The 24,026-nt window shown below is 41.5% G+C and carries 26 protein-coding genes; 16 read left to right on the top strand and 10 right to left on the bottom strand.

What is annotated here, in order from left to right; all coding sequences use genetic code 11:
- The 3 genes from lpxC to lpxA all read left to right on the top strand — a co-directional run bounded on the left by lpxC (nt 1) and on the right by lpxA (nt 2,347).
- Nucleotides 1-840 carry a UDP-3-O-acyl-N-acetylglucosamine deacetylase gene (gene lpxC, locus H6F41_RS03105; protein ID WP_190402022.1) on the top strand — a complete coding sequence of 280 codons (840 nt, stop codon included), beginning with the start codon at nt 1-3 and terminating at the stop codon, nt 838-840.
- A gap of 60 nt (nt 841-900) precedes the next feature.
- On the top strand, nt 901-1,407 hold the full coding sequence (gene fabZ / locus H6F41_RS03100; RefSeq protein ID WP_190402021.1) for a 3-hydroxyacyl-ACP dehydratase FabZ: 507 nt from the start codon (nt 901-903) through the stop codon (nt 1,405-1,407).
- Between the two features lie 121 nt (nt 1,408-1,528).
- Nucleotides 1,529-2,347: an acyl-ACP--UDP-N-acetylglucosamine O-acyltransferase gene (lpxA, locus tag H6F41_RS03095; protein WP_190402020.1), complete on the top strand. Its 819-nt coding sequence runs from the start codon at nt 1,529-1,531 to the stop codon at nt 2,345-2,347.
- 47 nt (nt 2,348-2,394) lie between these two features.
- On the opposite strand, the gene purT is transcribed toward lpxA, so the two are convergent.
- Entirely contained in the window at nt 2,395-3,558 is a 1,164-nt protein-coding gene (gene purT, locus H6F41_RS03090; protein ID WP_190402019.1) for a formate-dependent phosphoribosylglycinamide formyltransferase, read from the bottom strand.
- Between the two features lie 336 nt (nt 3,559-3,894).
- Here purT and H6F41_RS03085 point away from each other — a divergent pair, with 336 nt between their 5' ends.
- From H6F41_RS03085 to grxC, 5 genes are all read left to right on the top strand, one after another.
- Nucleotides 3,895-4,224, top strand: coding sequence for a Mo-dependent nitrogenase C-terminal domain-containing protein (locus tag H6F41_RS03085; RefSeq protein WP_190402018.1), 330 nt, complete (start codon nt 3,895-3,897; stop codon nt 4,222-4,224).
- A gap of 159 nt (nt 4,225-4,383) precedes the next feature.
- The gene (locus H6F41_RS03080; protein ID WP_190402017.1) at nt 4,384-5,319 is read left to right on the top strand and encodes an NAD-dependent epimerase/dehydratase family protein; all 936 of its coding nucleotides are present in this window, start codon (nt 4,384-4,386) and stop codon (nt 5,317-5,319) included.
- 81 nt (nt 5,320-5,400) lie between these two features.
- A complete protein-coding gene (gene murD, locus H6F41_RS03075; protein WP_190402016.1) occupies nt 5,401-6,843 on the top strand; it encodes a UDP-N-acetylmuramoyl-L-alanine--D-glutamate ligase in 1,443 nt (480 codons plus the stop codon).
- A 5-nt stretch (nt 6,844-6,848) separates the two neighbouring features.
- Nucleotides 6,849-8,687, top strand: a complete 1,839-nt coding sequence (locus H6F41_RS03070) for a peptidoglycan D,D-transpeptidase FtsI family protein (protein WP_190402015.1) — start codon at nt 6,849-6,851, stop codon at nt 8,685-8,687.
- Nucleotides 8,688-8,729: 42 nt separating this feature from the next.
- Nucleotides 8,730-8,990 (top strand): glutaredoxin 3, encoded by a 261-nt coding sequence (gene grxC, locus H6F41_RS03065; protein WP_190402014.1) that lies wholly within the window; start codon nt 8,730-8,732, stop codon nt 8,988-8,990.
- An 86-nt stretch (nt 8,991-9,076) separates the two neighbouring features.
- On the opposite strand, the gene H6F41_RS03060 is transcribed toward grxC, so the two are convergent.
- The gene (locus tag H6F41_RS03060; RefSeq protein WP_190402013.1) at nt 9,077-10,201 is read right to left on the bottom strand and encodes a PAS domain S-box protein; all 1,125 of its coding nucleotides are present in this window, start codon (nt 10,199-10,201) and stop codon (nt 9,077-9,079) included.
- A gap of 53 nt (nt 10,202-10,254) precedes the next feature.
- Nucleotides 10,255-10,578: a thioredoxin gene (gene trxA, locus H6F41_RS03055; protein WP_190402012.1), complete on the bottom strand. Its 324-nt coding sequence runs from the start codon at nt 10,576-10,578 to the stop codon at nt 10,255-10,257.
- A gap of 169 nt (nt 10,579-10,747) precedes the next feature.
- On the opposite strand from trxA, the gene H6F41_RS03050 reads away from it, so the two are divergent.
- Both H6F41_RS03050 and H6F41_RS03045 read left to right on the top strand, forming a co-directional pair.
- Nucleotides 10,748-11,149, top strand: coding sequence for a recombinase family protein (locus tag H6F41_RS03050; RefSeq protein WP_190402011.1), 402 nt, complete (start codon nt 10,748-10,750; stop codon nt 11,147-11,149).
- 206 nt (nt 11,150-11,355) lie between these two features.
- Nucleotides 11,356-12,510, top strand: a complete 1,155-nt coding sequence (locus H6F41_RS03045) for a CBS domain-containing protein (RefSeq protein WP_190402010.1) — start codon at nt 11,356-11,358, stop codon at nt 12,508-12,510.
- Nucleotides 12,511-12,674: 164 nt separating this feature from the next.
- On the opposite strand, the gene H6F41_RS03040 is transcribed toward H6F41_RS03045, so the two are convergent.
- The 4 genes from H6F41_RS03040 to scpB form a co-directional block, all read right to left on the bottom strand.
- Nucleotides 12,675-14,147 carry a DASH family cryptochrome gene (locus H6F41_RS03040; protein WP_190402009.1) on the bottom strand — a complete coding sequence of 491 codons (1,473 nt, stop codon included), beginning with the start codon at nt 14,145-14,147 and terminating at the stop codon, nt 12,675-12,677.
- Between the two features lie 11 nt (nt 14,148-14,158).
- Nucleotides 14,159-15,112, bottom strand: coding sequence for an amino acid ABC transporter permease (locus H6F41_RS03035; protein WP_190402008.1), 954 nt, complete (start codon nt 15,110-15,112; stop codon nt 14,159-14,161).
- A 110-nt stretch (nt 15,113-15,222) separates the two neighbouring features.
- Nucleotides 15,223-15,864, bottom strand: coding sequence for a hypothetical protein (locus H6F41_RS03030; RefSeq protein ID WP_190402007.1), 642 nt, complete (start codon nt 15,862-15,864; stop codon nt 15,223-15,225).
- Nucleotides 15,865-16,172: 308 nt separating this feature from the next.
- The gene (gene scpB, locus H6F41_RS03025; protein ID WP_190402006.1) at nt 16,173-16,790 is read right to left on the bottom strand and encodes an SMC-Scp complex subunit ScpB; all 618 of its coding nucleotides are present in this window, start codon (nt 16,788-16,790) and stop codon (nt 16,173-16,175) included.
- A gap of 96 nt (nt 16,791-16,886) precedes the next feature.
- Here scpB and H6F41_RS03020 point away from each other — a divergent pair, with 96 nt between their 5' ends.
- Complete coding sequence (locus H6F41_RS03020) at nt 16,887-17,144, top strand: chlororespiratory reduction protein 7 (RefSeq protein ID WP_190402005.1); 258 nt, start codon at nt 16,887-16,889, stop codon at nt 17,142-17,144.
- Between the two features lie 27 nt (nt 17,145-17,171).
- On the opposite strand, the gene H6F41_RS03015 is transcribed toward H6F41_RS03020, so the two are convergent.
- From H6F41_RS03015 to H6F41_RS03005, 3 genes are all read right to left on the bottom strand, one after another.
- Nucleotides 17,172-17,570 (bottom strand): helix-turn-helix domain-containing protein, encoded by a 399-nt coding sequence (locus H6F41_RS03015; protein WP_190402004.1) that lies wholly within the window; start codon nt 17,568-17,570, stop codon nt 17,172-17,174.
- On the bottom strand, nt 17,554-17,853 hold the full coding sequence (locus tag H6F41_RS03010) for a type II toxin-antitoxin system HigB family toxin (RefSeq protein ID WP_190402003.1): 300 nt from the start codon (nt 17,851-17,853) through the stop codon (nt 17,554-17,556). The genes H6F41_RS03015 and H6F41_RS03010 overlap by 17 nt, the downstream gene beginning before the upstream one ends.
- Before the next feature lie 219 nt (nt 17,854-18,072).
- Nucleotides 18,073-18,849 carry a DevA family ABC transporter ATP-binding protein gene (locus H6F41_RS03005; RefSeq protein ID WP_190402002.1) on the bottom strand — a complete coding sequence of 259 codons (777 nt, stop codon included), beginning with the start codon at nt 18,847-18,849 and terminating at the stop codon, nt 18,073-18,075.
- A gap of 155 nt (nt 18,850-19,004) precedes the next feature.
- Here H6F41_RS03005 and H6F41_RS03000 point away from each other — a divergent pair, with 155 nt between their 5' ends.
- The 5 genes from H6F41_RS03000 to H6F41_RS02980 all read left to right on the top strand — a co-directional run bounded on the left by H6F41_RS03000 (nt 19,005) and on the right by H6F41_RS02980 (nt 24,016).
- A complete protein-coding gene (locus H6F41_RS03000) occupies nt 19,005-19,556 on the top strand; it encodes a hypothetical protein (RefSeq protein ID WP_190402001.1) in 552 nt (183 codons plus the stop codon).
- 227 nt (nt 19,557-19,783) lie between these two features.
- The gene (locus tag H6F41_RS02995) at nt 19,784-21,064 is read left to right on the top strand and encodes an ABC transporter ATP-binding protein (RefSeq protein WP_190402000.1); all 1,281 of its coding nucleotides are present in this window, start codon (nt 19,784-19,786) and stop codon (nt 21,062-21,064) included.
- 19 nt (nt 21,065-21,083) lie between these two features.
- Nucleotides 21,084-21,809, top strand: a complete 726-nt coding sequence (locus tag H6F41_RS02990) for an O-methyltransferase (RefSeq protein WP_190401999.1) — start codon at nt 21,084-21,086, stop codon at nt 21,807-21,809.
- A gap of 18 nt (nt 21,810-21,827) precedes the next feature.
- On the top strand, nt 21,828-22,712 hold the full coding sequence (locus H6F41_RS02985; RefSeq protein WP_190401998.1) for a methyltransferase domain-containing protein: 885 nt from the start codon (nt 21,828-21,830) through the stop codon (nt 22,710-22,712).
- Between the two features lie 98 nt (nt 22,713-22,810).
- Nucleotides 22,811-24,016 (top strand): glycosyltransferase family 4 protein, encoded by a 1,206-nt coding sequence (locus H6F41_RS02980; protein ID WP_190401997.1) that lies wholly within the window; start codon nt 22,811-22,813, stop codon nt 24,014-24,016.
- Nucleotides 24,017-24,026: the final 10 nt, after the last annotated feature.

The raw sequence follows: 24,026 nt of genomic DNA, 5'->3' as shown, positions 1-24,026 counted from the left end.
ATGCTTTGTCAACAAACAATCGCAGCGCCATTTTCGCTGTCTGGAATTGGGCTACATAGTGGTGAGCAGGTTTCTGTGACAGTTAGTCCTGCACCCATTAATTCAGGTCGCTATTTTATCTATGGTGATGCGAGGATACCTGCCGATACAACGGTGGTGAGAGCCTCACAGCTATCGACAGAATTACGCCATATGGACTCAGGTGTGCGTACTGTTGAGCATTTGCTATCGGCTTTGTTTGGGATGGGTGTACATAATGCTTGTATTCAGCTTGATCGCCCTGAATTGCCAATTCTCGACGGTTCGGCGTTGCCTTGGGTGGAGGCGATCGCCCAAGTGGGGATTGAGCTGCAAACTGAGGGCGATCGCTTGGTTGATATTGCCGATGCGGTTACAGTCCGTAAAGGTGATAGTTTTGTGACTGCTGTTCCTGCGGATACTTTGCGATTTACCTATGGTATTGAATACCCCACTAAAGCGATCGGTGAGCAGTGGTTTAGCTGGTCACCTGCGATCGCAAATTTGAGTGACAAGTTTGCAGAGGAAATTGCTCCTGCGAGAACTTTTACCCTTGCCGCATTTATTGATCAAGCAAGAGCCGCAGGGTTAATTAAGGGTGGAAGCCTTGACAATGCGTTGGTCTGTGATGATGAGCGGTGGGTAAATCCACCCTTGCGTTTTGATAATGAGCCATGTCGTCATAAACTTTTAGATCTCATTGGTGACCTAAGCTTGCTAGGATTTTTACCAAGAGCGCATATTCTTGCCTACAAAGCTAGTCACCAACTCCATGCCGAATTTGCGATCGCACTGGCTGCTAAGCAAGTTGCCCAAAGCTAGGATGGTGCAGGCTTTGTTTTCCTGTGATAGTTCTCCAACACCGCCAATTAATATCCAAATATGTCAACCTTGACCGAAGAAACCACTATCAATAGTCCTGATCTTAATGCTGACTCAGCTAATAGCACGCCTAGTCAAATTTTGATGATCGAAGACATTCAGAAATTGTTACCCCACCGTTATCCATTTCTGCTCGTCGATCGCATCATTGATTTTGTTCCGAATAAGTCTGCCACAGGAATTAAGAATGTCACTTTCAATGAACCATTTTTTCAAGGACATTTTCCTGAACGCCCGATTATGCCAGGCGTACTAATTGTTGAAGCAATGGCACAGGTTGGCGGTATCGTGTTAAGGCATTTACCCGGCATGGAGGATCAATTGTCCCTGTTTGCGGGTATTGATAAAGTGCGGTTTCGTCGTCCTGTTGTCCCTGGCGATCGGCTCACAATTACTACCGAATTGCTAGTTTCACGTAAACGCTTTGGTAAAATGCATGGACGTGCTGAAGTCGATGGTCAATTAGCCTGTGAGGGCGAATTAATGTTTTCATTAGTTAATCTTTAAACTTACTATCTAAATTTATATAGAAAGCCTTGCGCTCTATGTAAACATCTTTTGTTATCTGGCGATCCAAGCGATCGCAAATCTAGCGATCTAACTTAGTATCAAGCGAGCCAAACTTTTTATGCCTGTGTCTCATGCGCCTGTGTCTGAATTTATTCACCCGACAGCCATAGTGCATCCTGATGCCCAACTACATCCGACGGTTAAGGTTGGAGCTTATGCTGTCATCGGTGAACAGGTAAAAATTGGCGCTCATACTGTCATTGGACACCACGCCATCATCGAAGGAAGAACAGAAATCGGCGATCGCAACCAAATTTATCCTGGGGCGGCGATCGGTTTAGATTCTCAAGACTTAAAGTATGCGGGAGCCGATAGCTTGGTCAGTATCGGTAATGATAATCGCATCCGTGAGTATGTCACCATCAATCGAGCCAATGAAGCCCATGAAGTTACTGCGATCGGTAACGGTAATTTGCTGATGGCCTATGTCCATGTTGGTCACAACTGCGAAATTGAGGATCGGGTAATTATTGCCAATGGTGTCGCCTTGGCAGGGCATGTCCATATTGAGTCCCACGCTAGACTCAGTGGTGTGCTGGGGGTACATCAATTTGTTCGCATTGGGCGTTTATCAATGGTTGGTGGCATGAGTCGCATTGAGCGGGATGTGCCACCCTATACCCTTGTGGAGGGAAACCCCTCTCGTGTGCGTACCCTCAACCGTGTGGGTATTGATCGGGCGGGACTTGATGTACAAACACAGCAGTCTCTAAAGTCAGCTTTTCGTCTGCTTTATCATCAAGATCTCATCCTTGCTGAAGCCCTTGAGAAAATGTCTACCCTCATTGACAATCCGCATGTGCAGCATCTCCGCCAATTTTTGCAAGATTCAACCACTATGACAGAACGCCGTGGCCCAATTCCCCATCGTTCTTAACCCAAAAAGCGAGTGGCAGCACTTCGCGTCGCCACTCGCTTTTTGATCTAGATGATTTTGACTTTGGCAGCAGCTTCGACCGCCTTGCGCCGAGCTTCCACTGCATCTTTGCCTTTTGATAATGCAACCCCCATGCGACGGTAAGGGCGCGAATCTGGCTTGCCAAATAAACGGATTTCTATATTCGGAATTGCGAGAGCGTCTTCAAGCCCTGTATAGGAAATGTTATTGCTGGTTTTGTTAGCAAGAATAACTGCGCTGGCGGATGGGCTAAGTAATTCAATCGTGGGAATTGGCAAGCCCAAAATCGCCCGTAAATGGAGTTCAAATTCGTTGAGATTTTGGGAAATTAGAGTCACCATCCCAGTATCGTGGGGACGAGGGGAAAGTTCAGAAAAAATTACTTCATCTTTAGTAATGAAAAATTCCACCCCGAAAATTCCTGCGCCGCCTAGCTTGTCGGTGACTTTGCGGGCAATATCCTGTGCCTCTTTGATTTGAGCAGAGGTTAAGCCCACAGGTTGCCATGATTCTTGATAGTCGCCCCGTTCTTGACGATGCCCAATTGCTTCACAAAATAGGGTCTCTCCCTGCCATTGGCGGATGGTTAATAGGGTGATTTCGACTTCAAAATTAATAAATTCTTCGATGATGATCTTGCTGGTGTCACCCCGACCTCCTGCGATCGCATAATTCCATGCTTGTTCCAATTCATCGGGAGAATTGACGATCGATTGACCTTTGCCTGACGAAGACATGACGGGTTTAATCACGTTCGGAAACCCAATTTCATCGGCAGAGGTTTTCAGTTCTTGGAGACTAGTGGCATAGGCATATTTAGCGGTACGCAAGCCTAATTCGTTACTTGCTAAATCTCGAATGCGATCGCGATTCATTGTGAAATTGGTAGCGGCAGCAGTGGGAATGACGGTGTACCCCTGCGCTTCTAGTTCGATGAGTTTCTCGGTACGGATTGCTTCCACCTCTGGCACAATCAAATCAGGCTGATGTTTTTTGATCACAGATTCGAGAGCTTCACCATCCAACATTGAAATGACTTCGCGATAATCAGCAACCTGCATGGCAGGGGCATTTTCATACCGATCAACTGCAATCACTGTATTACCGAGTCTTTGAGCAGCAATCACCACCTCTTTTCCCAGTTCCCCCGATCCGAGGAGCATGATTTTTTTCGGTAATACGACTGCCATTGAATTCACCTTGTTATCTCAAAAAATAGCGCCATTATAGCGTTTTGAACTGGATATTCCGTCTTGCCAATGCTAAAGACTGGAGAACAATGTAGCCATGAAAACTGCGATCGCAAATACAGACAAATTGTGCAGCACTGAATAATCTATGGAAGCGATAGGGAAAGATATATTTATCTTTCTATTTGCACCTCTAATCCTCCATACAGGCAGACCATAATATAGATAAGTAAAACCAATATCTTGTCTGCCTACATATTTAAAGTAGCTATGTTAAGATTGGTAACATAGCTACTTTAAAAGTACATACTCTGCTTTAAAAAGCATTTGGTGAACATGTCAAGTATCAACAGCACAGAATTCATCGGGGAAAGCTCATACATCAAAAGCCTCCGACCTAAGCCCACCTTCGACTGGCTCAAGCCCCTACGCCAAAAAATTGATAACTTTACAATTGAAGACCCTCAAACTGCCCATCGTATTGCCAAGTTAATTCCTGCTCAATGCCCATTTGCGCGTACCGTCACTTTTTTTGGGCATACCCTATTCCAAATTCCTGCACTCTGCAAACTAAACCCTGTTTACGATGAACTAGTCGGACTGCGATTCCGCGCCCTCTGCTTCTTAGCAGATCAGTGCGGCGAAGATATCAGTGAGTATTGTTAAGCAAATTACTGATAATGGTAAGATCCCAACTATAAAAGCGGCGCGAAGCGCCGCTTTTATAGTTGGGATTAACGACAGCGCTATAGACCGATTCACCTTCCATAAGGTAACTTAGGACATATACCCAATATGGGTATTTTTACTAACGATTAGAATTTAATGCCAAAGAAAGTCTTTATTACAGGTGCAAGTGGTTGTGTTGGTCATTACTTGATCGAGCTACTTTTAGCAAAAACTGATTACGAGCTTTATTTACTGGTACGCGATCGCAAAAAACTGCAAATAGATCTCAGCGATTGCCCCAATGTGCATATCATCGAAGACTCGATGCAAAATATTGGTAATCATAAAGCCCTGCTTCGCACCATGGAATTTGTAGTAAGCACTGCGGCAGGTTGGGGTGGTGAAGAAGCATTTGTCGTCAATCGAGATAAAACCATCGAGCTATTCTCTTGCCTCGATCCCGATGTATGTGAACGGGCTATTTACTTTTCCACTGCCAGCATTCTGGATTCCCATAACCAGATTTTGCCTGAAGCAGGACAATTTGGAACAGCCTATATTGCTTCCAAACATGCTTGTCTAGAAACCTTAGAAAATTCAGCAATTCGCGATCGCTTAATTACGGTATTTCCCACCCTCGTCTTTGGTGGTGCAGTAGATAAACCCTATTCTCATTTGTCTAGGGGACTTAAAGATATCCTGAAATATGTACCCTATGCCAGATTTTTAAAGACTGATGGCAGCTTCCATTTTGTCCATGGTAGTGACATCGCCCAAATTGTGACCCACTTACTCACCGCTAACTCGGTACCACCGTCTCCTGCTCGCCTAGTTTTGGGAATGCAACGCCTAACCGCCCAAGCCCTGATCGAGCAGTTCTGTGAGCATCTCAATTTAAAAGTACGTTGGCAGTTAGAAATTACTCCATTCATTCTCAACACCGTGATCAAACTATTTCGGATCGAAGTCGCTGAATGGGATCGCTTTTGCATTGCCCAGCGTCACTTTACTTACGATGTGGTTTCCCCTGAAAGCTTTGGATTAGTCTCCAAATATCCACGATTAGCGAATCTCTTGGCAGAAGTGCCCTAAACCCTTGAGGATTGCTCGATGGTGTTCAAGTTCATGTATTCTTGACTATTAACTTTTCAATAAATTCATCAAGCGATCGCCATGCATCAAGCGTATGTACTGGGACTGGGACAGTCTGGAATTTCTGCCGCAAAACTCCTCAAAGCTGATGGGTGGCAGGTAATAATCAGTGACAGTAACAATAGTCCTAGCCTAGAACAACGTAAACAAGATTTAGAACAATTCGGCATTGCGGTGGAATTAGGTGGATTTCCCGACTTTGCGGAATTACTTGCATTGGGGCAGAACGTCGATTTAGTTGTCGTTAGCCCTGGTGTGCCTTGGGATTGTGCCGCTGTTGCCCAAGCGCGATCGCAAAATCTTGACACCATTGGCGAAATTGAGTTGGCATGGCGCTACCTCAAGCATATTCCTTGGGTGGGCATCACAGGAACTAATGGCAAAACCACGACCACCGCTCTAACCGCAGCCATTTTTCAAACCGCAGGTTTCAAGGCAATCGCTTGTGGCAATATTGGTTTGCCCGCTTGTGAGATTGCGTTACAAGTCTTGCAAAAACAACTCCATCCTGACTGGATTATTGCTGAACTAAGTAGCTATCAAATTGAATCAACCCAAACCGTCAAGCCCAAAATCGGCATTTGGACAACTTTTACCCCCGATCATCTGAATCGCCACTATACCCTTGAAGCCTATCGAGATGTTAAAGCTAGTTTGATTGATCGCTCCGAACATATCATTCTCAATGGTAATGATCACTATCTGACGGAATTTGGCGCGGCGATGTGGCCGAAAGCGGTATGGACATCTATTGATGATCAAGTTACTGAAGCGATTACTGATGGCGCATGTATTCAAAAGGGTTGGGTGAAGTTTCGCGGTGAGTCTGTTTTTGCGATCGCAAATTGGTCACTACTAGGAACTCATAATCGTCAAAACCTATTGATGTGCGTTGCCGCAGCCAAATTAGCAGGCATTAAATCAGAACATATCGATCAGGCTATTTCTATGTTCCAAGGTGTACCCCATCGCCTTGAACATATTTGTGACTATGAGGGGATTCCCTTTATCAATGACAGCAAAGCCACCAACTACGATGCCGCCGAAGTGGGCTTGCAAGCCGTAAAACCCCCTGTGGTATTAATTGCGGGTGGACAACCCAAACAGGGTGATGCCAGTGCTTGGCTAGAGCAAATTCATCAAAGAGCGATCGGCGTATTATTGATTGGGGAAGCCGCACCATTATTTGCGGAGATGTTGGAAAATATGGGCTTTAAAGACTACGAAGTTGTGGAAACCCTCGAAAAAGCAGTCACTCAAGCCGCAAATATTGCCCACCATCGCGCCCACAATCATCCTAGTCAGCCCTTACCAACTGTGCTATTCTCGCCTGCATGTGCAAGCTTTGACCAGTTTGCCAACTTTGAACAACGGGGCGATTGCTTCCGTCAGCTTTGCCAAGAGCTTTGTCAAAAATCTATGGGTCACGACAAACCTCCAATCACTCCAGAAATTGGGCAATAATCGCCATGCTGCCACCATCACTTCCCAGAGATATCGCAACTATCAACCTTTTCAAGCGCCGCACTGTGCTGATCTGGGCAATAGTGGCGCTAGCAATGTTAGGACTAGTGATGCGCTTAATTTATTTGCAAGTAATTACATCACCAGAACTGATTGATAAAGCGCGTAAACAGCAAGTACATGTGATGAAACCATTCCTGCCACGGCGAATGATTACCGATCGCAAGGGTGAGGTTTTAGCCTTAGACAAGCCAATTTATACCTTATTTGCCTATCCGCACCTTTTTGATAAACCCGATGAAACCAAGAAGGAATCAGCCACCGCGAAAATTGAGGCAATGGCAACTCAACTTTCCCCCATCCTAAATAAACCTGTAGATAAATTAATTGAAACACTGTCACGGGAAACCACATCGATTCAGGTTGATTTATGGCTTTCTGAAGCGCAAGCTGACCGAATTTATGGTTTGAGAATTAATGGATTAGAACTGATCAAACAAAGACATCGCGTCTATCCACAGCAAGAGCTTGCGGCAGAAATAATTGGCTATGTCAATGTCGATCATGAAGGACAAGCGGGAATAGAACGCAGTCAGGAAAAACTTTTAGCCCGTCAAGATAAAGATCCTGAAATCGCCCAAGATGGTGAGGGCAAACTTATTCCTAGCCAAGTTCCTGCGGGAATGATCCAAAGTGATCGCAGCAGTTTGCAGCTAACCATTGATTCACGAATTCAGCGAACTGCCCGTCAGATTTTAAAACAACAAATGACCAAATTTGGAGCTAAACGCGGCTCCGTAATCGTTATGGATGCTCAAAATGGTGGTCTACTAACCCTAGTCACCGAGCCAACTTACGATCCCAACCTCTACTACAAAGCTGATGTCAAACTGTTTAGAAATTGGGCAGTTTCTGATCTTTATGAACCTGGTTCAACCTTTAAGCCAATTAATGTGGCAATCGCCCTTGAAGCAGGGGCAATCCAACCTGATACAGTCTTGAATGATGAAGGTTCACTATTTATTGGCGGTGGACAGGTTGCTAACTTTGACTATGACCAAGTTGGTGCAGTTGGCTCCGTGAGCATCAGTCAAATTTTGGAGCGATCGAGTAATGTGGGTATGATCCACATTATCCGAAAAATGAAGCCATCAGTTTATTATGGATGGCTGGAAAGAATTGGTTTAACTGATATTTCAGGTATTGATCTTCCCTCAGAGCCTCCCAGTGTGCTCAAATCCCAAGAGGAATTCTTTAGCTATGAAATTGAGCCTGCCGCAGCATCATTTGGGCAGGGCTTTTCCTTAACTCCCATACAGATGACCCAGCTTCAGGGCATTCTCGCCAGTGGTGGTAAGTTGCTCACACCCCATGTCGTCAAGGGTTTGATTAATGAAGAGGGAGAAGAATACTATCAGCCAAAGTTACCAACTCCTCGCCAAGTTATTTCTCCTGCAACTGCTCAGCGAGTTTTAGAAATGATGGCTAATGTGGTCGAAAAAGGAACGGGACAAGCCGCTAAAATTCCTGGTTATCGCATTGCAGGCAAAACTGGCACAGCCGAAAAAGCCTTACCCAACGGAGGTTATGGCAGAGCTAAAATTACTAGTTTTGTAGGCATCTTTCCTGTCCAAAAACCAAGATATGTTGTACTTGCAGTTATTGATGAGCCTGTTGGTTCCGATGCATTTGGTTCTACGGTAGCAGCGCCAATCGTCAAAACTGTGATTGAAGATATTATTGTTAGCGAAGGTATTCCCCCTAGTCATCCTGAAGAGGTGATCTCTCAAGTGCCGACGATTGCATTGCCAGATCCCAAAGCATCACCTGAAGCAACTCCATAAGGTTAAAATTGGAAGGTGATTTAAGCGACTAAAACGACTGTTATGGCTAAGGTTGAGATTTATACATGGCGAATGTGTCCTTTTTGTATTAGAGCAAAGCATCTGCTCGACCAAAAGGGAGTGCAGTATATTGAATATGTAATCGATGGCGATGAGGCAGCGCGATCGCAAATGGTGGCTAGAGGCTCTGATGGTAAGCGCTCTGTACCGCAAATCTTCATTAATGATCAGCACATTGGCGGCTGTGATGCTATCCACAATTTGGAGCGCCAAGGCAAACTTGATCCACTGTTAAATAGCTAAAAACCCAATAATTGAGTGGCGGCGCGGAGCGCCGCCACTCAATTATTGGGTTTTTCTCCTAAGCAAAACTTGCTTTGCTATATTGACTATGTATTACCAACGTCAACTTTAGAGAAATCAAGAATATCGTTGATTAAATCTAGCAAGTGCCTGTCGGTACTCTCATGGGACTGCAACGACCTGCATTTTTTCTTGTTAAATGGGCTATATGCATCAGACTGTAAGCTTTCGACTAAACCCACAATAATCTCAAGGGAAGTTCTCACCTCATAGCTCATGTTCGAGAGAAACTCATTTTTGTTCCACTTAGACTGAATTAAATCCTGATGCACTCTAGTGAGAGTGTGATTAAACTCATAGAGTCTAGACTTGGCTAATTTACGATCTCTAATTGCATGGGCTAAAGCAACGCGATCGCTAATATCTCGGAGAATACCCTGAACCGCAATGACCTCACCAGTAAGGCTTTTAATAGCACTGACGTTTGAGGACACCCAAATACAGCTACCATCATTTTTATGCTGACGCACCTTGATTGAGAAACTACGTTTTTGTTGATCATGCAAGATTTGATCAATATGTTTTTTAAAACGTAAGCGGTCACCAAGATGCACGAGATCAAGCATGGGCTTACCAATCCATGACAATGGCTCCCAGCCAAAGATAACTTTAAACTGCGGCGATAGATAAGTAAAATTACCTTCTAAATCCGTTGACCAAATCAAATCATTAGAACATTCCACCAAGCTATATAGCCTTGCACTACTTTCTGCGATCGATTCTTCAGCACGTTTTCTGAGTTGGATCGCCTCGGAAACGGTATGAATTAAACGCATTCTCTCTAGGAGATAGTCAAGGGAATGGATTAAGCGTGGTGCGGTGAGATATTCCTTAATTAGATAATCTTGAATGCCTCTGTCAGCAAACTGAGCTGCTGCATTTTCATTTTTTTGATTAGTCAACAAAAGTACAGGCAATAAATCACCATAACTTTGATTGTGTAGCCAACTGAGGAAGTTTGCCGCACCATCTTCAGAAAGGGATAGACCCATTAAAATAGCGTCAGGTTTTTGACTTTCACATATTTCTTTTGCCTCTTTTTCATTGTCAGCTTCTAGGATTAGATAGGCATCGGGACGACGACTTAGATATTGGCAATATCTGCGCCTATCTAGTTCAGAATTATCAATAATTAAGAGGGTCGTGATCATAGCAATTACCAGTTGAGAACAAAAGTATTGTGAGGTCTGAGATTAGCTAAAAGCTAAAGATGTTTGTCTAGGGTTTGACTAAAATCTTCGTAGGTTTTAACGCCGATCATCATTTCCACCATCTCCCCTTGTTTAAAAAACAGCACCGCAGGAATACTTTTGATGCCAAATTGCTTCGCTAGGGATTTGTTGCTGTCAATGTCTAGCTTCATCACCTTGGCGCGATCGCTATATTCCGCTGCTAAACGATCAATGAGTGGCGCAATCACTTTACAGGGACCACACCAAGTTGCAGTGCAATCGACGACTAGTAAAGGGGTGCTTTCTCGCAATGCTTCAAATTCGGTCTGGTCTTGGATAAAAAGAGCTGTATTCATATTTATTACTTTTTATTATGATTTTTGATGAAAAAACGAATAATTCGTTTTTTTTATCAAAGTACCTTACACTGAAATCGGGGGAAGAGCTTTTTATATTTTTTGATGTCAATGCAATTGCGATCGCAGCAGATCTAGTTTTTGTAGTAATTATTAAGTTAAGATTGCCATGACAAATGACAGATCAGAAAGCCTGTCTGTTTGGGAAAGGCTTGAAAGGGGTAGAAGAGCCAAAGCAGCGATGGGGGGCTACGCGGGCTACGGATCTCCAGCTTTTGGGCTAAAGTCTCTAGACGGGGAATTGGTAGAAAATCCTGAAGAAGTTCAAATTGTTGAGCTAATTCGTCGTCATCACAAATCAGGTAAATCTTTGCAAAAGATTGCTGATTGGCTAAATCAGCAAGGCTATACAACTAAACGAGGACAAACATGGAAGCGGATCTCCGTGAAAAGAGTGTTAGATCGTCTCTATGGAAACACTTCTAGAATGTCTGAAGTAAAAACCAAAGCTGAAACTAAATGTGACCCATCGAGTGAAAGTGATGCTGCAAATGAGGTTGAGCCAGATTAGTTAAATTATCGTTAATCCGATTATCTAATTACCATTTGAATGTGCAAATTTGATCATGCGCGCGCTTTATAGGTATTGGTGTAACATTTGTCACATTGTAACCTATATATAGTCAAAATCAAGCCTTTATCGAAACTTGGTGTCTTAAAATGTTACATTTGCTTATCTGATATTTGCCTTTTATTTCGATCACGATTAGTCTGACCATGCAACTCGATACTTCCCTTGATTGGATACCTGATTTAACCAGTGCCATCGAGACCTCTCCTTTAATCGTGACTCCTGAGACTCCCCTAAATGTGGCGATCTCAATGATTAGTCAGGCGCATTATTCTCATCAGCTATCCCTTGCCACTGATCTACATGAGTTCGATGATCATCCACCGCAGCTTGATGTCAGAACTAGCTGTGTTCTGGTTAAACAAAATCAGGATTTAGTAGGAATCTTGACAGCAAGGGATGTGGTGAGGTTGACAGCAGAGAAAATTGATTTTCAAAATGCCACGGTTGGTGAATATATGACTTCACCAGTGATCACTATGCCCCAGCGATCGGTTGAAGATATATTTGCTGTGTTATTTCTCTTTCGTCGCTATCATATTCGCCATCTACCGTTGGTGGATGATCAAGGTCAATTGATTGGAGTAATTTCCCATGCAGGGATTCAGCATATTCTGCGTCCTGCTAATTTGTTGCGATTTCGACGAGTTTCCGACATCATGACTACGGATGTGATTAGTGCTAATTTGGACACTTCCATCTTAGATCTAGCCCATTTAATGTCGAAACATAGGGTTAGTTGTGTGGTAATTACCCAAGAAGGAAATAACCTGCCTGTGGGAATTGTGACAGAACGAGATATTGTTCAGTTTCATGCGTTTGAGCTTAATTTGGCAACAACGCAAGCTCAGGTCGTCATGAGTACACCATTATTTTTGCTGAGTCCTGAAGATTCGCTATGGACGGCCCATCAAGAGATGCAAAAACGTCGGGTGGGGCGGATGGTAGTCTCATGGAATTGGGGTGAGAGCTTGGGCATTGTGACGCAAACTAGTCTATTGCGAATATTTGATCCGACGGAAATGTATGGCGTGATTGATAATATGCAGCAAACAATTCAACAGCTCCAGAAAAAGGCATTTAGCCCGAATATTGTGAATCAATTGCCGTCCTTGACGAATTCCCAAAATCCCAATTTACGAAGCGCGGATTTAGAATCTTTAGTAAGTTTCTATTCTTCGGAAATGCTTAGTGTTTATAGACATCTGAGCGACCTCATCGAGAATCGTAGTTTATCTGCGGAGGATTTGCGATCGCAACTTCAGTCAGTGATCGCTTATATCCAACCTTTTTGTGAATAGTAATTAGCTAAACCCAGAAAAGTGAGTCGCCCGCAAAGCGGGCGACTCACTTTTCTGGGTTTAGCTCTATTTAATCTAGCTAAAGGGTAAATTCCCCGCCGCTCTGCGGCGTGAGTATATTCTGTCAAAAAAGAATTTAGATACCCCGTCCGCTTGCGGCGGGGTTATTCATTCGCATTGTAAATTGCCTCATTGGACTTGGCGGAAGCGAATAAATCAACCACAGGATGCGGATAGGTCACACCGAGCTGAATCTGAAAACGCTTTTGCTCAATCGGTAAGAGTTTCCAAGGTTGATGCACTTTGCTAGTAGGTATTGGCGCTAGCTCTGGCAGCCAATGCTTGACATATTCGCCCAGCGGATCATAGTCCTGAGCTTGTTTATTGATATTAAAAAATCTAAAACCTCGCGCATCATTGCCAATTCCTGCGGTGTAGTTCCAGTTACCCCAATTGCTACAAGGATCATAGTCAATCAATAGCGATTCAAACCATTCCGCACCCATTCGCCAATCAATGCCGAGATTTTTGGCGAGAAAACTAGCCACATTCTGACGACCACGATTGGACATAAAGCCTGTTGCCGCGAGTTCGCGCATATTTGCATCGACTAATGGGAATCCTGTTTTACCAAGCCGCCAAAGTTCAAAGCGTTGCCAATCCTGTTTCCAAGGAATATTCATACCGCGTAAACCTGTGCGGTAAAACAATTTATCTCCATGCTTAGCGGCTACAAAGCGAAAATAATCGCGCCATAGCAGTTCAAAAATGAGCCAGTAAGTCGAGTCATTGGCAAGGCGATCGCTTTCGTATTGTTTGACTTGCGCGTAAATGCTGCGGGGACTGATGCAGCCCAAAGCTAGCCAAGGTGAAAATTTAGAAGAGTCATCAGTATGGAGCATTCCATTACGAGTTTGTTTGTAAACTTGCAGGCGATCGCTTTGCCATAAATAATAATTCACGCGCTCCAGACCTGCTGTTTCACCACCAATGAATTGGGTGATAGTGCGATCGCAAAACTCAGGAGATTGGAGGTTGAGTTGGGCGAGGGTAGGAATTTCACCAATATCAATAGTTTTGGGTAGGGCAGGTAGATTTTTGGGAGCAGGAAAGGGTGGGCGAATGGCAAGATTAGCTTCGACTTGTTTACGGAAATGCGTGAACAGTTCAGGCAGTTTTGCGATCGCAAAGGGCAAGTCGTCGGGATGGATTAGGGTGCTACCCCAAAAACTAGTGAAGTTGATATTTTGTTGTTTGCAAATAGAACTTAATTTACGCTCTAGAGTTTTCTCTTCGGTGGTGACTTCTGCATGATAATAGATTGCGCCGACTGCTAGCTGTTCACAAAGTTCTGGCAAAATTTCGGCAGGATCACCAATCCGCACAATCAAATCAGAATTTTGCGATCGCAGACCTTCCCGTAAGTTTGCGACACTCTCGATCAGGAATTTGGCACGAAATGCCCCAGTTTTCGCGAATCCAAAACTGGTTTGACCAAACTGGGCAAGATCAAAACAATAGCAGGGTAATATCTGTGCGCCTGTTTGTTGAGCTATTTGGGCGGCGCGGTATAGCGTTTCACAGTCTTGCGATCGCAGATCATTGCGAAACCAAACAAGGATATTTTGCTTAGACATGATGGATTAAATTAGCGCTCAACAATTTGGAACTGGCGATTGAGTAAGTTCATGCTTGCCGAAATCGTCAAACTCATTGCCAGATACACTGCCATGATAATCAAAATTACATTTACGGGTCTGCCTGTTTGATTGATTGTCGTGGAGGCAATGCGATAAACATCGGTATAGCCAATTGCGATCGCAAGGCTAGAATTTTTGGCAATATTTACATACTGACTGGTCAGGGAGGGAATGATCACTCGCAAGGCTTGAGGCAGCACAATTTTTCGCATTGTTTGCCAATCACTGAGTCCCAATGCTCTCGCCGCTTCGCTTTGCCCTTTTGGCACTGAGAGAATCCCACCGCGCACAATCTCGGCAATAAAGGCACTCGAAAACATGGTGAGTCCTAAGACCAAAGCGCAAAATTCTGAACTCAAGGTCATCTTGAGAGCACCGATGGTGATGCCATCTTTGGCAAGGGTAGCAAAGCCGAGCGAGATGCTAGCGCTAGCAGCAGGAAGTGTCAAAAAGATCGCGGAATACCAAAAAAAGAGTTGCAGAAGTAATGGTGTATTGCGAAGAATTTCCACATAAACAAGGGCTAGTTGTTTAACTAGCCAATTGCTAGACAATCGAGAAATGCCGACAGTGACACCAACCACCGTGGCAGAGACGATGCTAACCGCAATTGCTTTTAAGGAATTAATCAGACCCACTTGCAGGGCTTTTGTATAGCTGTCTGAGGCTTTGTAGGGAAAAGGGGTATCAGCAATGTCGAAGGAGGCAGGATCATTGAGGAAGTCAAAGCTAATGGCAAGTCCAGAGCTTCGCATATTTCTAGCAAGGGTATTCCATGCCAAAATGCTGCAAGTAATTGCGATCGCTAAAAAAATTAATTGGGCAAAAGTTCGCCAGTTCCAAAACTTTTTCTTGAAATTGATCAGCAAACTGGTTGCGAATTGTGTATTACTGGCAATCATTCTCCACATCGCTCCTAAAAAAGCTTTGAACTAGCGATATTTGATCATTTTTAGATTAAGCAGTATACGAAAAGATGATCAAATACAAATATAACTTTCTAGAGAATTATTTATCTATCTCTACTTAAACCATTTAAGAATAAACCATAAGAATAGTAGCAAAAATAACTTAGCCAACTTGTGATACCTAGCCACTTAAAACCATCTTCATACAATATTTGCCACTCGATATCCATATCAATCCATTTTGGATAAGCTATATCCAAAGCAACTGAAATCCCAAAAAAGATGATTGATATCAAGAAAAATTGGTAGTCAGATCCTAGAATTAGTTTGTGAAACTTGAACAGATAAACCACAAAAGCTATAACAAGGACAAGCAAAATATAGATTTCAGAAGTCTTGAAGTAACGCGGTGCTAGGCTTTCATGAAACATAAAAAAGTCATCAAATGCTAAAAATCCTGAAAAAACTCCTGAATACAATAAAAAAAAGAATATCCTTTTAGATTTAAATTGCTGCAAAGTGAAGGCTGAGAATAGACATACTGTTGCGGTTGCCCACCAGAAAAATATACCAATGCTTGAGACTACTCCTGATAAGGGATTAATACCAGATATAGCAGCTATATCTCTAAGTAGCAAACTTGGCGGTATTTGAAAAGTAACTTTAGCGATGAAAACCATACCTAAAACTAAACAGCTAGGTATAAATGTAATCGACAGTTGAGCTATAAATTTATTTTTTGTCATTCAAGGTTTTTCTTGGTTAAGAAAAGGTTAATACCTGCCATTGATTGTAGTATGTTGGCTCGGTATTTGACATTTCCAAAATCCTTGTTTTTGTAGCATAGTCAAACCTATTAAGTAGCTAGGCATAATTAAAACCCAGAGATAAAACCTATGGCGCACGCGCAGCGTGCGCCATAGGTTTTAGGTTTTTATATTTAATTGCGTCCATTTACTTAGTATTTTCAATGTAGTTAAAGAAAATACTGCGATTTGTTGATTTTTTAGTGTTTTTTTGCCGTTTTGTCTAGTTACTCGAGCGATCAATGTGGCTAAATCAATTTAGTTAAATCATCGATTTCAAAATATTGATGAAATTTGGTTGTCACATGTAAAACCGATGAGCGCCCCTCAGCTTGACGCTTTTTTCTGACAAATCCCTGCTCGACCAATTCCTGCACATGTTGGTAAGCGCCTGCCCCGCGCAACTCGATCAACTCTGACTGCACAATATTTTTCTTAAGTGCGATCGCAGCCAATGTCCGCAACGCTCCACGCCCTAAATCCACAGGAATTAGTTTATGTACTAAATCCGCAAACTCCGATCGCAGTCTTAATGAAAACCCTGTATCCGTCTCTACAATCTCTAAGGCACTGTCACGATGGGCATATTCCGTAATTAAATCGATCAGCCCCAGTTCTGCATCCTCGATCTCACAGCCCAACGCCTCAGCAATCGCCGTTAAATTCATCGGTTGCCCCTTTAGATACAAAACCGCTTCTACCTTTTGCTTGAGATTATTTAGATTATTTGCGATCGCAAGTTCGGTCTGCTCAAAGCCATCCATTGACAAAGACAAAGGCTCTAGCACCTCTTCTCGCTCAAAAGATTCGTGAGACTCCACCTCAACTGGCTCTATGGATTGGTCAAAGGTTGATTCATTGGTCATGCTAAGATTTTAACCGAGTGCAAGCGTGGCAATGAGCCACTTTTCTACTCATGCCACACAAAATTTATCCCTAATTATATTGAGCTGAGAAACCATATGCCAAGCAGCATGATGTACTACGAAGATAACTATGTGGTGCTGCCCCCCGATATGCAGGAACAGTTTGTCACTCAGCCAGAATTAGAACAGCTTTTACATGATTTGCTTGTTGATATTCAAGATAATTTACCCACCGATTTACAAAATCTCAAGTCTATCTCTGAACAGGTACAACGCCTGATTAAAACTGCCTGTGACCTCGACTGTGGCGATCGTGGGACATGGCAATGGTATGTCGTCCGCCTTGAGAAATAAGCAAAGGATGGCAAAGCCATCCTTTGCTTATAAAAACAACTTGGGATCAACATGAAAAAATTTGCCAAGTGCTTGTGCTTGATTCTTGCTGATTTGACGTTTGCCATTGACTACTTCCGACACAACGCCACTTGAGCCAATCACATTAACTAGAGCAGCTTGCTTTAAATCATTTGCTTCCATTAGATGTAAGAGAACATCAAGAGGTGAAGCATCATCCATTGGATAGTGCTCATCTTCATATTTTTCAATCAATGTAAGCAGCAGTTGCAAGATTCTTTCTTCTTCAGCAGTTGGGTGGGGAATTGCCAGCAATCTTTCCATATTTTGCAATGCAATTTCATTTTCAGCATCATTAGTAATTACATGAGGCTGAATCTCAGTTAATAATTCCCCGTAAGCTTTTCGATTAATAGTAAGGGTCATTTTTCCACCTGCCTGAGTCATACTCAGAGTGAGTTAGGACATATTTGATATTGATGATTTGTCTCTTATAGTCAATGTTGACTATAAGGCGATATTTGTTGCCTTTAATGTTAAAAACAGTAAATCGTCCCGCCGCATCAGCAGATGAGTAAGATTCTTTGACATCTTCGATATTTCGCCATCTAGCAGATTTTGTGACTTTATACCAGCTATTTAAAGCAGTAGCTACATCAGCGTGAATTTTCCCAAACTCATCAAGGGTTTTCTTAGAATAAATTCGCATGTTTTATGCCTTTGGGCTTGAAATTTATTTTTGGTAGTCATAATTTTTAGTGTTGAATTTTTAGTGTTGAATTTTTAGTGTTGAATTTTTAGTGTTGAATTTTTAGTGTTGGTTTTTTGACTTACCTTTACTATGCTCTCATTTTGAGAGGGTGATGTCAAGCAAAAGCAAAAAGGACGCTTTGCGTCCTTTTTGCTTTTGCTATAACTATTAGCTTCTTTACAACATAAATGTACGTGCATCATTGGTTATATCTGTATTCACCACATTATCTGACTCCAAAGTGCCATCGACTAGATTAATAATGCGATCGGCAACATCGAGAATGCGGTTATCGTGAGTAACCATCAAAATGGTGATACCTTCCTCCTTTGCCATTTTTTGCATCAATGTCACGACATCACGCCCCGATTTTTTATCTAGGGCTGCTGTCGGCTCATCGGCAAGGATGAGGCTAGGACGATTAACCAACGCTCTTGCGATCGCAACTCTTTGTTTTTGTCCACCTGACAGCGCATGGGGCTTATAGTCGATCCTTTCGCCCAAGCCTAGTGCCGTCAAAATCTCAGCTGCTTTACGCGATGCCATCGCATTACCACCTTCATGGGTAAACAGATCTGTAGACATCATCACATTCTGTCTTGCCGTCAAGGAATGAAAGAGATTGTGCGCCTGAAAAATAAAGCCAATATTTTTGCGGATCTGCACCAGTTTTTTTGGCTGTAGCCCCTTCAGCTCTTGCCCCAACACCCGCAAATTACCATCCTGAATTGTCCGTAAAGCCCCAATTAAAGTTAAAAGTGTCGTCTTTCCCGATCCAGATGGTCCCGTCAAGATCACAATTTGTCCAGGGTAGATTTCGAGATTGATATCAAATAAAACCTGCTTAAACAAATCCCCTTCGCCATAGTGAAAGTTGAGGTTACGGATTTGCACCGACGGCTCGACTTTGGCGGATAAGGCTGGGGAGATGGGATTAGAAAAGGTGTCGAGCATAGTCTAATGACCTATAGGCAAAATGAATGAATGACAAATTACAAAATTTATTCAGATTATCAATGAAGCTCTCAGACTATATTAACTATGAACAGGTGTGCTTCACGCCTGTGAAATCAAATATTGTTAATTTACTCATCAAAGGTTCTTAAATTATGGCATCCCGAACCTTAGTTAAAAATTATCTCGCCCAATGGATGCAGATGGGCAAAGGGGTTTCGCTATCCGCCCATGGCAAAGAAATTCACATTCGCAAAATCCTCCAAGGCGAAAGGTATTCTCCCCAATTCAATCAACTCTGGGAAGATATCAGTACCACCAAGGCTCAAGAAGCCTATTTAAGCGGCACAAACCAAACTATTAGCGAACTCCTCGGCAACCATTGGGAGATCATCGCCTGTGCTCGCTGCAATCTCTTAGTGCCTTCCCTAGATTTGGGTGCGCGTGTCCCTGTTTGTTGCCCCTGTGACGATCTCCCCAATCATCCCAATCTCGATTCTGTTACGCCCCACGTTCCTGTTGTCCTCGCTAATCGTCTTGATGAAATTTGCGATCGCATCAGTAAAGGAGCCTCAGACTCATCAAATCACCAAGATCAATCAGATCCCAGTGAGGGCAATTACAGCTCTGAGGAGGAAGATCGGCACACAATCCATAATCTCAAGACTTCGATTTTAAAATTGGTGAAGACTGACAAGTCTTTTTAGACAAACTAAATTAAAATATTGAGCAATGAGGCTAGTATGCAATGGCTTTTTAGAGTCTATTGACCTAAGTTTGAGTAGGTCTTGTGTTATCATTTTCCCTTGTTCGTTCAAATAATCGCCAAGACAAGAAAAGTAAGCTATGGTTTGTGAAAACTCTATTCGATACCAATAAAAAGGGTACAAATCCGCTAGTGTACTTAACTATTAATTTTTTAAATTGAGCCTTTATGTCTGATTCTGTGATCCGCGTCGAAAATCTAAGCAAGAAGTATGTCATTGGTCATCAGAAACAGGAGCGTTATACGGCTTTGCGAGATGTGATTGCGGACAAAGTTTGGGGGATTAGGAATATTTTTAATCGCCATGCTCAGGAGCAAGATGAAGCTTTTGAGGAGTTTTGGGCGTTGAAGGATGTGTCGTTTGAGATTAAGCAGGGGGACAGGGTTGGTATTATTGGTCGTAATGGGGCGGGGAAGTCCACGTTGTTAAAAGTTTTGAGTCAGATTACGGAGCCAACTTCGGGCAAGATTTCGATTAAGGGAAGGGTGGCTAGTTTGTTGGAGGTGGGGACGGGGTTTCACCCTGAGTTGACGGGGAGGGAGAATATTTTCTTGAATGGGGCGATCTTGGGGATGGATCGGTTTGAGATCAAGAAGAAGTTTGATGAGATTGTGGCATTTGCGGAGGTAGAAAAGTTTTTGGATACGCCTGTGAAGCGTTATTCTTCGGGGATGTATGTGCGGTTGGCGTTTGCGGTCGCGGCGCATTTAGAGCCTGAGATTTTGATTGTGGATGAGGTCTTGGCGGTAGGGGATGCGGCGTTTCAAAAGAAGTGTTTGGGGAAGATGGAGGATGTGGCACAAAATGAAGGCAGGACAGTTCTATTTGTGAGTCATAATATGGCAGCTATCCAAAATTTATGTCAAAGAGCGATTTGGTTAAATCAAGGTCAATTGATTATTGATAACCAAACGCAAATAGTTATCAACGATTATCTTAGCACTTCTACAAATTTCTCAAATATTTCTCTTGCTAACAGAAAAGATAGGCAAGGAGATGGCAAAGTTAGATTTACATTCGTACAATTTGAAAATGAGGAAGGTATTGTTCATTCTTTTTATAGTGGACAAAAAGCCAAAATAATATTGTTTTTTGAAAACAAGACTAACCAAAATTTAAAAAACTTTAATATAGCATTAGGAATTGACAATCAAATGGGAGAAAGAATTACACATCTTAGTACAGAAATAAGAGGAACTAATTTAGATAATATAAGTTGTGATGTAAATTATGTAACAATAGAATTAGACAAACTACCATTTACATCTGGGAGGTATAGCTTTACTGTTTTTAGTACCGTTAATGGTGTAATAGCTGATTGGATTCAAAATGCTGGCTTTTTTGAAGTAGAACCAGGGGATTTTTATGGCACAGGAAAAATCCCAGAAACCACACAGGGTAGTTTTTTAATAGATTATCAATTTCAAATCCCTTGTTTAAACTCTTAGCAAAAAAAATAAAGAAAATATGTTATTGCAGAATATCAAAACCTATTTAAAACGTTGTAAAACATTCAAACAAAAATATCCTCAGAGTTTTAGTATATGGAAATCAATTAATTTTTTTCCTGTCTGGTTGGGGTGTTTGCAACCAAATAAGACTCCTTTAGATGATGAACGTCCATGGATTACTTTTGCTGCCATTGAATTTCTGGAAAATACACTTACAAAAGAGATGAAGGTATTTGAGTATGGTGTTGGAGGTTCTACAGCGTTTTTTATTAAAAGAGTAAAAGAGGTGATTTCTGTTGAACATGATCCAAAATGGTTAGAAAAAGTATCTGAAAAGATCATAGAAACAGGACGCAAAAATTGGAAGTTTTATTTAGAACCCCCGATAGAGGATGAGTTGGCTATGCAAAAATTGCCTTCTGATCCTTACGGCTATGTTTCTAGTGATGAAAACTTTAGAGGTAAGTCTTTTAAAAATTATGTGAGATCAATTGATCAATATCCTGATGAATATTTTGATATTGTCTTAGTTGATGGTAGAGCAAGACCATCCTGTTCCATGCACGCTTTACCAAAAATCAAGCAAAATGGTTTTATTGTTTTAGATAATTCAGATAGAGAGGACTATTCTTGTATCCATGAAACTCTTAATAGTGAGCTATGGATAAAATATGATTTTGTCGGTGCTGGCGGCTATGTGTCTCACTTTTGGCAAACTTGCATTTGGAAAAAAGTAGAATAATAATTAGGGGATATAACTGTGAAAAAATATTTAAAATATCTTTTGAGTAAAATTGGATACTCTATCCATAAAAGAAATAAAATCTCAAATCCTTACATTAATTTGTCTAGTTGGGATTATCAAAAAACACTGGTAGAAAACCATATAAAAAATACTGATATAGTTTTAGACATTGGGAGCGGAAATTTCCCTTCGCCAAGAGCTAATATTTTAGTAGAAGCATTCCCAGATGAAAGTATTCATCGCAGTGGTAATCTTGTGGAAGATAGACCAGTGGTTATTTGTTCCGTTGAGAGAATGCCATTTCTACAAAAATCTTTTGATTTTTCTATATGTTCTCATGTACTAGAGCATATAGAAAGTCCTTTAAGAGCAAAATCAGAGTTATCTAGAATTTCTATGGGTGGGTATATAGAAGTTCCTTCTTATGGGAAAGATATATTAGTAGGAACAGGTAATATGCATCGATGGCAAGTGGTTGAATTTGAGAAAATTCTGTATTTCTTTGAGTATTCACAACGTCAAACAGAAGCTCATACTCATTCCCCAATGATGGATATTTGGATGAGTCAAGATTATCATCCTTGGCAAGATTTTTTCTGGGATCGTCAAGACTTATTTAATGCAATTCTTATCTGGAAAAACAATATAGAATTAGTAGAACATAGGAGATATGGCAACAAAGAAAATCCTTTAATTGATTGGAAACCCGTCCCTGAGAATAGATTGCCTGTGATATCCTGTCAACTCAATAAAAAAGAAATTGAAATGCTGCAATCACGGCTATCTACTCCAGATGGTTTACGACCAATGAATTTTGTTAATGATAGTTTTATTGATGAGACAGGAATTATAGTATATCCAGTTCGTGGTAAAAGGGTTTACTGTGAACTAATTGAATAATTAAATCCAGAATACATCCTAAAATTTGTGTAATCAATCTCAAAATGTCTAAATCTATTTTGGAAAATATCACTTAATCATCTATGAAAATAGTAATTTTGACACCTTGGTTTGCTGAAAATATGGGCTATGCTGATAATTGCTTACCTAAGGCAATAGCAGCTTTAGGACATGAGGTTCATGTAGTTACTTCTAATGTTAAACCTTATTTTAATAGTCATAATTATGCGGATAATTATGAAAAATTTTTAGGCAAAGGAATTGTTGAATGTGAAGTTAAACAAATTGATGGATATACATTACATCGTTTACAATATATTTGGAAAAAAGGGCAATTAAATACTCAGGGATTATTTAAAAAATTACAGAAACTTAAACCAGATATTGTTCAATCTTTTGATTGTTTTGATATAGTTACATATCAAGCAGCATTTGCTAAAATCATTTTAGGTTATAAATTGTTCCTAGGTTGCCATGTTCACGCATCGGTTTTTCCAGCAGCACTTGAAAATAACAACTCCCTAGGGTTATCATTAAAATCTAACATTAAATCCGTGCTGAATCTTAGGTTTTTGCTAAGGAAAAACTTTCTTAGTTATTTATCTGAAAAATGCTATGCTATTAGCCCTGATTGTGCCGATATAGCAATTAGGTTTGGAGGTATTGAAAACAAGAAAGTTTCAGTTTCTCCTTTAGGAGTAGATACAGAAATTTTTGGTTTTCCTAGTGAGCAAGAATATCAAAAAATACGGCAACAAACTAGACAAGAATTAGGCTTCTCTGAGTCTGATATAGTCTGTATATATACAGGTCGTTGCTCTGAAGATAAAAAGCCTTTATATTTAGCTCAAGCTGTAGAAATTCTTGCTAAACAAGGCAAAAATTTTCGAGCTTTGTTTATTGGTGACGGACCTCAGATAGAGTTAGAGTCTATTCAGGCATGTTTAGGTTCTATAACTCATTCATTTGTACCTGTGAAAGAATTAGCTAAATTTTATTGGGCCTCTGATATCGGTGTTTGGCCAAAACAGGAATCTACAAGCCAAGTTGATGCTATAGCCTGTAAGTTACCATTAATTCTTAGCAATAAAGTGAAAGTTTATGAACGTATTGATGGCAATGGGTTGACTTATGAAGAGGGTAATGTCTTAGATTTAGCTAATAAAATTGAGATGCTATCTGATCCGAATCTAAGACGGAAAATGAGTGATATTGGGTTTAACAGAGTCAAAAATCAATTTAGTTGGCAGCAGATTGCTAAACAACGTATTCAAGACTATTTGACTGCTTTAAAAACACCATAAGTAGTTATTA

The sequence above is a fragment of the Pseudanabaena mucicola FACHB-723 genome, from assembly GCF_014696385.1.
Classification (GTDB): Bacteria; Cyanobacteriota; Cyanobacteriia; order Pseudanabaenales; family Pseudanabaenaceae; genus Pseudanabaena.
The sequence above is the reverse complement of the archived record's forward strand: the minus strand, read 5'-3'. Positions and strand labels throughout refer to the sequence as shown.